General features: G+C 57.3%; 12 protein-coding genes. 9 read left to right on the plus strand and 3 right to left on the minus strand.

What is annotated here, in order from left to right; all coding sequences use genetic code 11:
- Positions 1 to 112 precede the first annotated feature (112 nt).
- The gene (locus tag EG886_RS03880; RefSeq protein WP_124726912.1) at positions 113 to 1,429 is read left to right on the plus strand and encodes a DRTGG domain-containing protein; all 1,317 of its coding nucleotides are present in this window, start codon (positions 113 to 115) and stop codon (positions 1,427 to 1,429) included.
- Positions 1,430 to 1,478: 49 nt separating this feature from the next.
- On the opposite strand, the gene EG886_RS03885 is transcribed toward EG886_RS03880, so the two are convergent.
- The 3 genes from EG886_RS03885 to EG886_RS03895 form a co-directional block, all read right to left on the minus strand.
- Positions 1,479 to 1,790, minus strand: coding sequence for a YtpI family protein (locus tag EG886_RS03885; protein WP_124726913.1), 312 nt, complete (start codon positions 1,788 to 1,790; stop codon positions 1,479 to 1,481).
- A 125-nt stretch (positions 1,791 to 1,915) separates the two neighbouring features.
- Positions 1,916 to 2,437 (minus strand): hypothetical protein, encoded by a 522-nt coding sequence (locus EG886_RS03890; RefSeq protein ID WP_124726914.1) that lies wholly within the window; start codon positions 2,435 to 2,437, stop codon positions 1,916 to 1,918.
- 3 nt (positions 2,438 to 2,440) lie between these two features.
- On the minus strand, positions 2,441 to 2,770 hold the full coding sequence (locus EG886_RS03895; RefSeq protein ID WP_124726915.1) for a YtrH family sporulation protein: 330 nt from the start codon (positions 2,768 to 2,770) through the stop codon (positions 2,441 to 2,443).
- Between the two features lie 147 nt (positions 2,771 to 2,917).
- On the opposite strand from EG886_RS03895, the gene EG886_RS03900 reads away from it, so the two are divergent.
- The 8 genes from EG886_RS03900 (at position 2,918) to pfkA (ending at position 13,041) form a co-directional block, all read left to right on the plus strand.
- On the plus strand, positions 2,918 to 6,352 hold the full coding sequence (locus EG886_RS03900) for a DNA polymerase III subunit alpha (RefSeq protein WP_124728647.1): 3,435 nt from the start codon (positions 2,918 to 2,920) through the stop codon (positions 6,350 to 6,352).
- A gap of 277 nt (positions 6,353 to 6,629) precedes the next feature.
- Complete coding sequence (locus EG886_RS03905) at positions 6,630 to 7,148, plus strand: phosphatidylglycerophosphatase A family protein (RefSeq protein ID WP_124726916.1); 519 nt, start codon at positions 6,630 to 6,632, stop codon at positions 7,146 to 7,148.
- 288 nt (positions 7,149 to 7,436) lie between these two features.
- Positions 7,437 to 7,832 (plus strand): hypothetical protein, encoded by a 396-nt coding sequence (locus EG886_RS03910; RefSeq protein ID WP_124726917.1) that lies wholly within the window; start codon positions 7,437 to 7,439, stop codon positions 7,830 to 7,832.
- A 205-nt stretch (positions 7,833 to 8,037) separates the two neighbouring features.
- Positions 8,038 to 9,285 carry an NADP-dependent malic enzyme gene (gene ystJ, locus EG886_RS03915; RefSeq protein ID WP_420894155.1) on the plus strand — a complete coding sequence of 416 codons (1,248 nt, stop codon included), beginning with the start codon at positions 8,038 to 8,040 and terminating at the stop codon, positions 9,283 to 9,285.
- 16 nt (positions 9,286 to 9,301) lie between these two features.
- On the plus strand, positions 9,302 to 10,039 hold the full coding sequence (locus EG886_RS03920; protein ID WP_124726919.1) for a FadR/GntR family transcriptional regulator: 738 nt from the start codon (positions 9,302 to 9,304) through the stop codon (positions 10,037 to 10,039).
- A 12-nt stretch (positions 10,040 to 10,051) separates the two neighbouring features.
- The gene (gene accD, locus EG886_RS03925) at positions 10,052 to 10,894 is read left to right on the plus strand and encodes an acetyl-CoA carboxylase, carboxyltransferase subunit beta (RefSeq protein ID WP_124726920.1); all 843 of its coding nucleotides are present in this window, start codon (positions 10,052 to 10,054) and stop codon (positions 10,892 to 10,894) included.
- A 15-nt stretch (positions 10,895 to 10,909) separates the two neighbouring features.
- On the plus strand, positions 10,910 to 11,878 hold the full coding sequence (locus EG886_RS03930; protein WP_124726921.1) for an acetyl-CoA carboxylase carboxyltransferase subunit alpha: 969 nt from the start codon (positions 10,910 to 10,912) through the stop codon (positions 11,876 to 11,878).
- A gap of 203 nt (positions 11,879 to 12,081) precedes the next feature.
- Positions 12,082 to 13,041: a 6-phosphofructokinase gene (gene pfkA / locus EG886_RS03935; RefSeq protein WP_124726922.1), complete on the plus strand. Its 960-nt coding sequence runs from the start codon at positions 12,082 to 12,084 to the stop codon at positions 13,039 to 13,041.
- The last annotated feature ends 23 nt before the right edge of the window (positions 13,042 to 13,064 follow it).

A 13,064-nucleotide genomic window follows, 5' to 3' on the forward strand; every position in this document is an offset into this window, starting at 1 on the left:
AACAACTGTTCATCCCCGCAAGACAAGGAGCTGCTTGAATGCTCCCTTTTTTGTTTCTTCTGTTTCCCTGTCCGGGTATAATAATATGTAACAGATGTTCAGAAAGAAGGGAATGGGTTTGCCCACCAAGCACGAACAAATTCTTCAATATATCGAGTCTCTCGAAGTGGGACACAAGATCTCCGTGAGGCAGATTGCCAGGGAGCTGGGCGTCAGCGATGGAACCGCTTACAGGGCGATCAAGGAAGCCGAAGCGCAGGGACTTGTGAACACCATTGAACGGGTGGGTACGGTCCGGATTGAAAAAAAGGAACGCTCCGACATTGAGCGTCTCACCTTTGCCGAAGTGGTCAACATCGTGGACGGGACGGTGCTGGGAGGAAAAGCGGGCCTGCACAAAACGCTGAGCCGGTTTGTGATCGGTGCGATGAAGCTGGAGGCCATGATGCGATACGTGGAACCGGGAAACCTGTTGATCGTGGGGAACCGGGACAATGTCCACCGCATTTCCCTCGAGCGGGGAGCGGCCGTGTTGATCACCGGCGGTTTTGACACGACCGATGCCGTGAAAAGCTTGGCGGACAAGCTGGAGCTTCCGGTGATTTCCAGCAGTTATGACACGTTTACGGTCGCTTCTTTGATCAATCGTGCGATCTACGATCGACTGATCAAAAAAGAAATCCTCTTGGTGGAAGACGTGCTGTCCAAGGATCATCGCCCCGTGTATCTCAGGGTGGAAGAGACCATCGCCCGCTTCCATGAGTTGGTTCGTCTGACCGGTCACAGCCGCTATCCGGTGGTGGAAGGGGACAACCGCGTGGTGGGAATGGTGACGGCCAAGGATGTCATGGGGTATGGTCCCGATGACCGGATCGAAAAGGCGATGACCCGCAACCCCATCGTGGTCACCCCGAAGACGGCAGTGGCTTCCGTTGCCCACGAAATGGTTTGGGAAGGGATCGAACTCTTGCCGGTGGTGGGAGAAGGAAGAAAATTGCTGGGGGTCATCAGCCGTCAGGACGTGATCAAGTCCTTGCAATACATGCAGAAGCAGCCCCAAATCGGTGAAACGATTCAGGAATTGTCTTTCCGGGGGTTTGAGGAATTGGAGCGCGACGGGCTGCCGGTGTTCAGGGGAAGAATCACCCCGCAGATGACCGATTATCTGGGAGCGCTCAGCCCCGGCGTCTGTACTTCGCTCATGACCGAAACCGCCGTTCGATTGCTCAGACGACAACGGCGGGGAGATCTGGTGGTTCAGAATCTGACGCTCTATTCCCTGAAGCCCGTTCAGATTGAGAGTGTGGTCGAAATCAGTCCACGCCTTCTGGATCTTGGCCGGAAACAAGCCAAGATCGACGTGGAGATGTCCGTCGACGGTCAGATGGTGGCGAAAGCATTGCTCACCGCCCATACCATCGAACGGTGACCGAAATGAGAATGCCGGTGCGTGTGCACCGGCTTTTTTCATCCGTTCGTCAGTCCGCGTTTTCTTCCGGTCGGGAAGGCCGTGGGCGGTAAAGACGCAGCCGTTTCCATCCGTAATACAGGTTGATCGCGCCCAGCGCGAGAATGAGCAGGATCAGCGTGATGCGGAGCGGGGAAGTGCCCGGAAGGAAGAATTGCAGGAACCCGATGGACAGAAACATCAGACCCATGTACAGGTTCATGCGGGCCCGGTGCAATCCGCGGGGAGCTCCTTCGCTTCTGCGGGAAAGGATGCTGTGGTAAAACGTGCCGAAGATCGCCACGCAGATCAAGCTGACGAGAATGATTCCGATCATTTCCATGTCTGTTCCCTCCAACTTGTCCTCCTTCACTCATGATGGCCGATTCGCTCTCTCGTTGCAAGGCGAAACCGTCACGATTTTCCCCGGCATCCATTCACGGGCATCCATTCACGCGTTCCCGTTTGTTATCCCGTTTCCTTGTCGCTGACTTCTTCCACGTCCACCCACAGTTTCATCGTTCCGCGATGAAATGACAGCCATCGGAGATGAACCGCCAGTTTGACCGGTCGTTCATGGCCCAGCTCGATCCGGCTTTTTTCCAGAGTCATCTCCACCAGTTCCGGGTTGTTGCTGATCCACTCCATCGATTTGTCCAAAAACGGGCTGAGCCGTTGTTCCAGTTCCGCTTTGGCCGCATCCGAAATGGCGGGTTGATCGCTTCTCACTTCCACGTCGATGTTGCGGATCCGTTCGTCGTCGTCTTCGTTTCCGCGTTGCCCGAGCTTGGCGATTTGCTCCTGAAGCTTCAGGATTTCCTTTTGTTTTTGGTTGTTGGAATAGTACATCACGTTCCGTTCGCTCAAATAGGAATCCACCCTGTGCGCGTACAGAAGCAGAAAGCATCCTCCGCCCAGCATGAATCCGACCAGAAACATGACCCATGATCTCGCGTTGCGTCGGAAGCCTTCCAGAAAGTCACGCTTCAACGGTCATCCCTGCCCCTGCACGAGCCAGCGAATGAGCAGGGTTCCGGTGTGGGCGCCGAGAAAGGCGCTCAGAATGAACAGCACCTGCTGGAACGCCTGCATGATCTGCCCGCCCAGGATATTGACTTCAAAGCTTTTGATGGCGTCGAACGTTCCGCCGATGGCCGCCACCATGGCCCAGATTTTCAGTTGTTGGGCCAGTTGCACCATCTTGAACATGGGATAATCCCCAGAGACAAACGCACCGATTCCTCCGAGAATCGATCCGCCCGTCACCACCCCGAGCGCGATCAGAAAATCGAGCAGAAGCGTGGGCCAAAAAGAATCCTGCATGGTGGCGCCTCCTCTTTCTCGTATCTCATGGCATGTCTATGAGCGACGGACGGCGAATATACGGGAACACGGAATGACCGGACCACTTCCGGTATAATGGGAATCAGAAATCCTGCCCGATGAAGCAGAAAGGACGTCGAAAAGATGATGCACCCGGCAGACTTTGTTCATCTGCACGTGCATACGGAATACAGTTTGCTGGACGGAGCGGCGCGGATCGGGGACCTGGTCGCCCGGGCCGCACGAATGGGCATGAGGGCGCTGGCCGTCACCGATCACGGCGCCATGCACGGAGTGGTTCCGTTTTACAAGGAATGCCTTCGCCACGGGATTCGTCCCGTCATCGGCTGCGAAGTGTATCTGGCGGAAGGAGACCGAAGGGAAAAACCGCCGCTGAGGGAAAGCCGGATCTATCACCTGTTGTTGCTGGCCGCCACCGACGAAGGGTACCGCAATCTGATGAAACTGACTTCGGAAGCCCACTTGACGGGATTTCATTACAAGCCGCGCATCGACAAAGAGCTGCTCAGGCGTTATTCGCGCGGGCTGGTGGCCACCAGTTCGTGTCTGGCGGGGGAAATTCCGCAGGCGATCCTGGCCGGCCGGATGGATGATGCGCGCCGGTTGGTCGGTGAATATGTGGAGATTTTCGGGAAAGACTCGTTCTTTTTTGAGTTGCAGGATCACGGATTGCCCGAGCAAATGCGGGTCAATCGCCAATTGATCGAATGGTCCCGGGAATTCGACATCCCGTTGATCGCCACCAACGACGTGCACTATGTGGACCGGGAAGATCACGGAATCCACGACTGCCTGCTGTGCATCGGAACGGGAAGAAAACTGGACGACCCGGATCGCATGCGTTTTCACGGCGACGGATATTATCTGAAAAGCACCGGGGAAATGGAGCGAGTGTTTGCCCATGTGCCGGATGCGCTTCGGAACACGGTGGAGTTGGCCGAGCGTTGCCGGGTGGAAATCCCGCTCGGCGGCCGGCTTCTCCCCCGGTTTCCTCTTCCGGAAGGGACGAACGCCCGCGACTTTCTGCGGGAGTTGTGTCGACGCGGGGCGGAAAAGAGGTACGGGAAACCGGTTCCGGAAGAAATCTTCAAACGTCTTGAGTATGAACTGTCCGTGATTGACCGGATGGACTTCAACGACTATTTTCTGGTGGTTTGGGATTTTGTCCGGTTCGCCCGGAAGCAGGGGATTGCCGTCGGACCGGGACGGGGATCGGCGGCGGGCAGTCTCGTCTCCTATGTTCTCGGAATCACGGACGTGGATCCGATCCGCTACGGCCTCCTGTTCGAACGCTTTCTCAATCCGGAACGGGTGAGCATGCCCGACATCGACATCGACTTCAACTACGAGCGGCGGGATGAAGTGATCCGGTACGTTTCGGAGAAATACGGTCCCGATCGCGTCGCGCAAATCGTCACGTTCGGGACGATGGCTCCCCGGGCCGCGGTGCGCGATGTGGGAAGAGTGATGGGCATTCCGTACGGCGAAGTGGACCGGGTGGCCAAGCTGATTCCCGGCTCGCCCGGCATGACGCTTGAAAAGGCGTTCCGTGCCGAGCCCCGCCTCCGGGAGCTTTCGGACAAGCCCGGACTGGACAAATTGTTCGAGGCGGTCGAAAAAGTGGAAGGCATGCCCAGGCATGCATCGACGCATGCGGCGGGAGTGGTCATTTCCGGCGTGCCGCTGACCGATCATGTGCCGTTGATGGAAGGAAGCGGCGGCATTCCGCTCACCCAATATCCGATGGAAGTGCTGGAGGAAATCGGACTTCTGAAGGCCGACTTTCTCGGTTTGCGCAATCTGACGGTGATTGAACGGGCCGTCCGCCTGATCCGGGAGCACCGCGGGATTCACATTGACATTTCCAAGATCGACCACGATGATCCCGAAACGTTCGCCTTGTTGTCGGCGGGAGACACCACCGGCGTGTTCCAGATGGAATCCGCGGGAATGAGACGGGTGCTCCGCGAATTGAAGCCCTCTTGTTTCGAAGACGTGATCGCGGTGTTGGCCCTGTACCGTCCGGGACCCATGGAGCAGATTCCCCGCTTCGTTAGGGCCAAGCACGGCCAGGAGCGCGTGACGTATCCCCATCCGGATCTGGAGGACATTTTGAAAAACACCTACGGCATCATCGTCTATCAGGAGCAGATCATGAGAATCGCCTCCAAGATGGCCGGCTTTTCCCTGGGGGAAGCGGATCTTCTCAGGAGGGCCGTTTCCAAGAAGGACAAGCAGCTTCTCGACCGTCAGAGAACCGCCTTTGTGGAGGGATGCCTCAGGTCCGGATATGACGAGGAAACGGGAAACCGGATTTACGACCTGATCGTCCGGTTCGCCGATTACGGATTCAACCGAAGCCATTCGGCCGCTTACGCCGTTCTGGCCTGGCAGACGGCGTGGCTCAAGGCACATTGGCCGCTGGAATTCATGGCCGCTCTCTTGTCCACGGTGGTGGGCAACCAGGGGAAAATGGCCGAATATGCGGAAGAAGCGAGGCGCATGGGGATTCGCGTGTTGCCTCCGGACATCAACCGGAGCGGATTCTCTTTCACCGTGGAAGAAGGTGCCATTCGTTTCGGACTGAACGCCGTCAAAAACGTCGGAACCCAGGCGGTGCGGGCCATTCTCAAGGCGAGAGAGGAAGACGGTCCGTTCACCCATCTGATGGATGTGTGCCGACGGGTGGATCACCGGATTTGCAATCGCCGCGTCTTGGAAGCGCTCATCTTGTGCGGAGCGATGGATCCGCTGCCCGGGGAGAGAAACCGTTTGCTCTCGATTCTGGATGAAGTGTTGGAACTCACGGCCGGAGGAGGGGGACGAAAGGCTCAGGAACAAATCAGCCTGTTTGCCGGTGAAGACGATGATGAGCTGTTCTTCGGGCTGCTGGAAGAGTCCACTGTCACTCCGCTCGGCGAGACGGAGCGGATGGAAGCCGAACGGGATCATCTGGGGATGTATCTGACCGGCCATCCGTTGGACCGGTATGACTCGAAAATCAGCCGGTGGGCCACCCACCGGATCATCGATCTTCACGGGGCCTCCGACAGGGAGCGGACGGTGGTGGCCGGTCTGATCGTTTCCGTCAAGCGCATCCGCACCCGGCAAAGCGAACCCATGGCGTTTCTCACGCTCGAAGACCGGACGGGACAGGCGGAGGTGGTGGTTTTTCCGAAGACGCTTTCCTCTGCCGTTCATCTTGTGGACACGGGAAAACCGGTCCTGGTTCGGGGGACCGTCCAAACCGGTGACGAAGGAGCGAAAATCATTGCCGACCGGTTGGAGGATCTCGCCCGACTCCCGGAACATTCTCCGGATGCCGCAAAGGAAAAGGCGGTGATCCGAATTTCCGCTGACAGGGAAGAACCCGGGCGACTCGCAAAACTCAAGAACCTCCTGTCCGACAGCGGCGGAGAGCTCCCCGTCTGGCTGTACTATGAGCGGACCGGCAAGGTTCTGGCACTTCCACCGGAACGATACGGAGCGCGAGAGGACGATGCTTTTCGGATGAAGGTGGAGCGGCTCATGGGAACAGGCAGCTTCCGCCTGAAAAGATAGCCCCGTCATCGACCGGGGCGGCGCCCGACGTCCGGGCGGACCCGGGCGAAAGGGACACAAGGCTGCGCTTGACAACCTCCTTTGCGGCGGTCATCAAGGCCATCGCAAAGGAGGTTTTTCAAGCGCAAGGGGTTGTCGGTGACGGGTTGATGGCGGAATGGAGCGAGGAAACGTCAACGCACGGGGCGGCATGAGGATGTTCGACATGTTTCGGTGTTCATCGGCATATACTGATTTCATACCCGGGCGTCTCCAACGCTTTACAGAAGGTGAGATCATGTACTACCAACACTCTCTCAATCTGCTTCGTGAAAGAGGTGTCGAACCGGAAGAGATCGCCCGCATCGTTTATGAGCTTCAGATCCCCTACAATCCGGATTTGAGCTTGGAAGAATGCTTGGAGAACGTACATGCCGTCCTCAAGAAACGGGAAGTCCAACATGCCGTCATCACCGGGATTTCCATCGACATGCTGGCGGAGCGGAAACTGCTCCCGCAGCCGTTTCAGACGATCATGGAAGTGGATGAGCCGCTGTACGGGGTGGATGAGGTGCTGGCTCTCAGCATCACCAATGTGTACGGCTCGATCGGGTTGACCAGTTTCGGTTATCTGGACAAAAGCAAATTGGGGATCATGCGGAAACTGAACAATCACGACAAGGCCATCCACGTGTTTCTGGACGATATCGTGGCCGGCATCGCCGCCGCGGCATCCGCCCGGATTGCCCATCAGCATCCGGATGTCGAGCGATTTTCCGGTGACAGAAAAACCGCCGTTCGCGACGAAGGGCCGTAAGCGGAAGAAACGATCGGACAAAGCCATTTCGTGCAGGCCATCCGTGAACGGTACGGGACTTTCAAAAGCGGAACATGACCGGCCTCTTGCCGGATCGGGATTTGCAAGCTTTCTGCCGAAATCGGCAGGCTTTTTTTGTGTTTCCGGCAAAATGATGAAAGAAATACAGATAAAGGGGGAAGATGGCGGGTGCGGCCGTAACCGGGATTTCCGTTTGTTCGTCGGACACAGGTTTGACTTTCGCGTCATCTGAGACAAAAGACGAGGAAGAACAGGGGAGGAGAAAAGATGACCCGGATTCTGAAAACATGCATGGCTTCCACGGTGGTGGTGTTCATGGGGACACTGACGGCCTGTATCGGCGGGGACGCCGGCACGTATGCCGGTACGGGGGTGATGTGGGATGCCGAGTATCGTTATCAAATCCAGGGTGAGCGAGGCCAGGAAACGGTGATCCTCCATTTCAAGGGGGAACACCGGGACGCGGTGGGACCCGTGAAATTCCGGTTGAAACAGGACAACGAAGTGGTGGGAGAGGAGCAAATCCACCTGAATGAAAACGGAAAAGGCGAATACACGTTTTATTCGGACATTCCGGAGGAACCGCAAGGGGCTCTCAAACTGGAAGTGGAATGGAACAAAAAGAAGGAAACGGTTCCTCTGAAACCCGCGGGACATTCCTGAGTGATGCTTCCATGTGAAGATCGAGTGCCCGGGCTTTTTCTGAAAATCCGACTGCTTGGTTGCCGTTCTCCCGTTTCCTTCCGCCCCCCGGACTTCGGGGGATGCGGGGAAACGGAGACCGGCGGGCAAGTTTGCCGAATGGTCATCATCTGATATAATATTACCATTGGTGGTCTGACCACCGATGACAAAGGGGCGAATCCATTTGTCTCAATGGAGAGAGGAAGCACTGAAGCTTCACCGTTCGAAACGGGGAAAACTGACGGTGGAACCGAAAGTACCGGTCAAAGGCGAACGGGACCTGAGTCTGGCCTATTCTCCCGGGGTGGCAGATCCATGCCGGGAAATTCACATGCACCCGGAATCGATTTACGAATACACCATCAAGGGAAATCTGGTCGCAGTCGTGACCGACGGTTCGGCCGTGCTTGGACTCGGCAACATCGGTCCGGGGGCGGCCTTGCCGGTGATGGAAGGGAAAGCCGTCCTGTTCAAGGCGTTTGCGGGAGTGGATGCATTCCCGATTTGCCTGGACACCAGAGATGTGGACAAGATCGTGGAGACCGTGAAGCTTCTTTCTCCGACATTCGGCGGCGTCAACTTGGAGGATATCGCCGCTCCCTCGTGTTTTGAGATTGAAGAACGATTGAAAAAGGAGCTGGACATTCCCGTTTTTCATGACGATCAGCACGGCACGGCCATCGTGACGTTGGCGGGGTTGATCAATGCGCTGAAAGTGGTCGGAAAACGGCTCCACGAAGTTCGCGTGGTGATCAACGGTGCCGGCGCGGCCGGGATCGCCGTGATCAGGCTGCTTCATCGCATGGGAGTTCGTGACATCGTCATGTGTGACACGGGAGGTGCCATTTATGAGGGCCGCCCGTCCGGCATGAATTCCGTCAAGGAACAGATCGCGTCGATCACCAATCGGGACCGCCTGAAAGGCGGCTTGGAAGACGTGATCCGCGGCGCGGATGTGTTCATCGGTGTTTCGGCCGCCGGTGCGCTCACGCCGGAAATGGTCCGGTCGATGAACAGGGATCCGGTGATTTTCGCGATGGCGAATCCGGTCCCCGAAATCATGCCCGACGTTGCCCGGGCTGCGGGAGCGGCCGTCGTGGGAACGGGGCGTTCCGATTTTCCCAATCAGGTGAACAATGTATTGGCGTTTCCGGGAATCTTTCGAGGGGCGCTTGACGTGAGAGCCCGCTCGATCAATGAGGAGATGAAAATCGCCGCTGCCCATGCCATCGCCGGGTTGGTCGGTGAGGATGAATTGCGCCGGGATTACGTGATTCCCAAGCCTTTTGATCCGCGCGTGGCTCCGGCGGTGTCCGCCGCGGTGGCCAAGGCTGCGATGGAGACGAAAGCGGCGAGGATTCAGGTGGATCCGCGGGATGTGTACGAGAAGACGATGCGTCTTGCGGTGACTTGCGGCATGGCGGCGACATGAGGGTGAAGGGGCAGGAATGAAGGCAGAGACCGGGAAATTTCACGAGATCTTTGTCGGTATTCAAAAACTCATCGAAACGGACGGGCTTCGACCGGGGGACAGGCTTCCGTCCGAGCGGGAACTTTCCGAACGGCTCCGGGCGGGGAGATCCACCGTCCGCGAAGTGCTTCGTTCGCTGGAATTGCTGGGATTGATCAGCACACGCAGGGGAGAAGGCACTTATCTTGAATCTTATCACGCACATCATTTGGTCCATCTTCTGGCCGGATTCATCCTGCGCGATGCCGGATCTAGGAAAGACCTGTCGGAGATGAGAATCCTGCTGGAGTCGGGAGCGGTCAGGATGGCTCTCCGCAAGTCCGGCCCCCGGATCGCCCGTGAGCTGCGCGCGAAGCTTCAAACCCTGAAAAAGACCGTGCAAAGCGGAGAATTCCCGGCCTCGGCCGTCCGCGATTTTCACATGAGTCTCATCCGACTCGCGGACAATTACCTGCTCACCCGAACCTGGGTTCCGCTCACGCACTTTGAAGAAGCAGCCATGCCGAGAATCTGGGATGCTCAGGAGATTGCACGCAGGCTGGATCTCTACGGGCGGTTGGTGGAGGCGATGGAAGCCTCCGAGGAAGAGAAGGCCGTGCGGATCTTGGAAGAAGTGCTGGCGGCGGAGGGACAAGACGCCGGGAACGGAGTGGCCCGGACCGTTTCCGCCGTTTTGGGAACCCCGTCGCCTTCCGGAAAAAACAACGACGGATGACGAGGTGTTACCGTGCTGAAGGATCTGTTTCGCAAGCAGAAAAAGTATGCGGTCATTCCTTCGGAAAGCAGCAAAAAAGACATTCCGGAAGGGATCATGCAGAAGTGTCCCAAATGCGGGACCATTCTTTTGACCAAAGAGCTGGAAAAAAACCTGAAGGTTTGCAAGTCCTGCGGCCATCATTTCCCCCTGTCCGCTCCCGAACGGATCGATTCGCTGGCGGACCCGGGCAGTTTCGTCGAGCTGGACCGCGACTTGATGTCCGTGGACCCGCTCTCTTTCCCGGATTACTCCAAGAAGCTCAAGTCGGACATCGCCCGTACGGGACTGAATGAGGCCGTGGTGACGGGAGAGATCACGCTCGAAGGACATCCGACGGTCATCGGGGTCATGGATTCACGGTTCCGCATGGGCAGCATGGGATCCGTGGTCGGGGAAAAAATCGCCCGTGCCGCATTGCACGCCGCGAAGAAGAAGATTCCCTTCATCCTGTTTTCCGCTTCCGGAGGAGCCCGCATGCAGGAAGGCGTACTTTCGCTGATGCAAATGGCCAAAACAAGCGCGGCTCTTGAAAAAATGCACCGGGAGAAGGTGTTGTTCGTCTCGGTTCTGACCAACCCGACCACGGGAGGCGTGTCGGCCAGCTTCGCTTCGCTCGGAGACATCAACATTGCCGAACCGGGCGCCTTGATCGGTTTCGCCGGACGGAGGGTGATCGAACAAACGGTTCGCCAAAAACTCCCCGACGATTTCCAGACGGCTGAATTCCTGCTCAAACATGGTCAGCTGGATCTGGTCGTCCCCCGGTCGGAACTGAAAAGCGTTCTGGCGAAAATCCTGGAGTTTCACGCCTGACAGGAGGGAACAGACATGAAGTCAGCCTATTTGCCGTTTGAAAAACCGCTGGCGGAACTCAGGGAGAAGATCGGCGAACTGAGAGCGTTCTCCCGCGAAAAGAACATCGACATGTCCGAGGAGATCGCCAACCTTGAATCCAAGGCTGCCCGGCTGGAAGACGAGATTTACGGAAATCTGACGACCTGGCAGAAGGTGCAGATCGCACGTCATGCCGGAAGGCCCACCACCTTGCATTACATTCGCACGGTGTTTTCGGATTTTCTGGAACTGCACGGGGATCGGCTTTACGGGGATGATCCGGCCATTGTCGGCGGGATTGCCAAACTGGGAGACACTCCCGTCACCGTGATCGGACACGAACGCGGATCCGACACGAAGGACAAAATCGCCCGCAACTTTGGACTTCCCCATCCGGAGGGATATCGGAAAGCATTGCGCCTGATGCAGCAGGCGGACAAATTCGGACGTCCGATCATTTGCTTCATCGACACGCAGGGGGCGCATCCGGGGATCGAAGCGGAGGAACGGGGTCAATCGGAGGCCATCGCCCGGAACCTCAGGGAAATGGCCGGTTTTCGCGTGCCCGTGATCTGCGTCGTCACCGGGGAGGGCGGCAGCGGCGGCGCCCTCGGCATCGGCGTGGGCAACCGGGTGTTGATGCTGGAGCACGCCTATTATTCGGTCATTTCTCCGGAGGGTGCCGCGGCCATCCTGTGGAGGGATGCGGCCAAAGCCCAGGAAGCGGCCGAAGCTCTCAAAATCACTTCGGCCGATCTGCATGCATTGGGCGTGGTGGATGAAATCATTCCGGAGCCGAAAGGCGGAGCGCACCGGGATCCCATGCTGCAGTCCCGGCACATCAAAGATGCGCTGATGCGTCATCTTTCGGAGTTGCTCCCGCTGTCGGGCGATGAACTGGTGGAAGATCGCCATCGGAAATTTGCGCAAATCGGTCAGTATACAACAATGGTTGCCAGATAATTTCATCAGGCAAACAGATCATTCCGTGATACAATGAAATCAGGCCGGACCGCCTGGCTCAGGGTCGGGCGCACGGCGGGGCCGGCCGAGTCCGCAGATCATGGATGTTGAAACCGTTATTGGCGGTTTCTCTTTTTGTCCCGGTTGGACGTTTTTCGTCCCGCAGGGTTCAACCAGACCACTCCTTTGAGGTGACGTTCAGGATGAAGCGAATTGCGGTATTGACCAGCGGAGGGGATGCACCGGGCATGAATGCCGCCATTCGGGCGGTGGTGCGTTCCGGTCATTATCATGGATTGGAAGTATACGGTGTTTACCGGGGATACAGCGGTCTGATCGAAGGAAACATTCACCGGCTGGATCTGGGTTCCGTCGGTGACATCATTCATCGCGGGGGAACCATCCTGCAAAGCGCGCGGTGCGAAGAATTCAAAACGGAAGAAGGAAGAAAACGGGCCATCGGTCACTTGCGTGCCCACGGGATTGACGGGGTGGTGGTGATCGGCGGTGACGGAAGTTTCCGGGGCGCGTTGAAGTTGTGCGAAGCGGGCATTCCGGCAATCGGTGTGCCGGGCACCATTGACAATGACATTCCCGGGACGGATTTCACCATCGGGTTTGACACGGCAGTCAATACCGTGATTGATTGCATTGACAAGATTCGGGACACGGCCACTTCTCATGACCGCACGTTTGTCATCGAAGTCATGGGAAGGGATGCCGGTGACATCGCCCTGTGGGCGGGATTGGCGGGAGGAGCCGAATCGATCATCATTCCCGAGGAGCCGGACAGTTTGGATGAAGTTGTGGAGAGACTGAAAAGAGGCGTCCAGCGTGGCAAAAAACATAGTATAATCATTGTGGCTGAAGGAGTGGCAAGCGGTGCGGAGGTGGCCGCCCGGGTTCGGAAAGCGACGGGCTGGGAAACCCGGGTCACGGTGCTCGGACATGTGCAACGGGGGGGAACACCGACCGCGTTTGACCGCGTGTTGGCAGGCCGTATGGGATCCAAGGCGGTGGAATGGTTGCTGCAAGGGAAGCACAGCCTCATGACGGCGATCCGTAACGGGGAAATCATCGGGGTCGAATTGAAAACCGCGCTTTCCCAAAAACATTCTCCTGCCATGGAATTGCACGGATTGGCCAAGATCTTGTCCATCTGACCTGACCGGCAAATGAAGATGAG

It is taken from the genome of Staphylospora marina, assembly GCF_003856495.1.
Classification (GTDB): domain Bacteria; phylum Bacillota; class Bacilli; order Thermoactinomycetales; family Thermoactinomycetaceae; genus Staphylospora; species Staphylospora marina.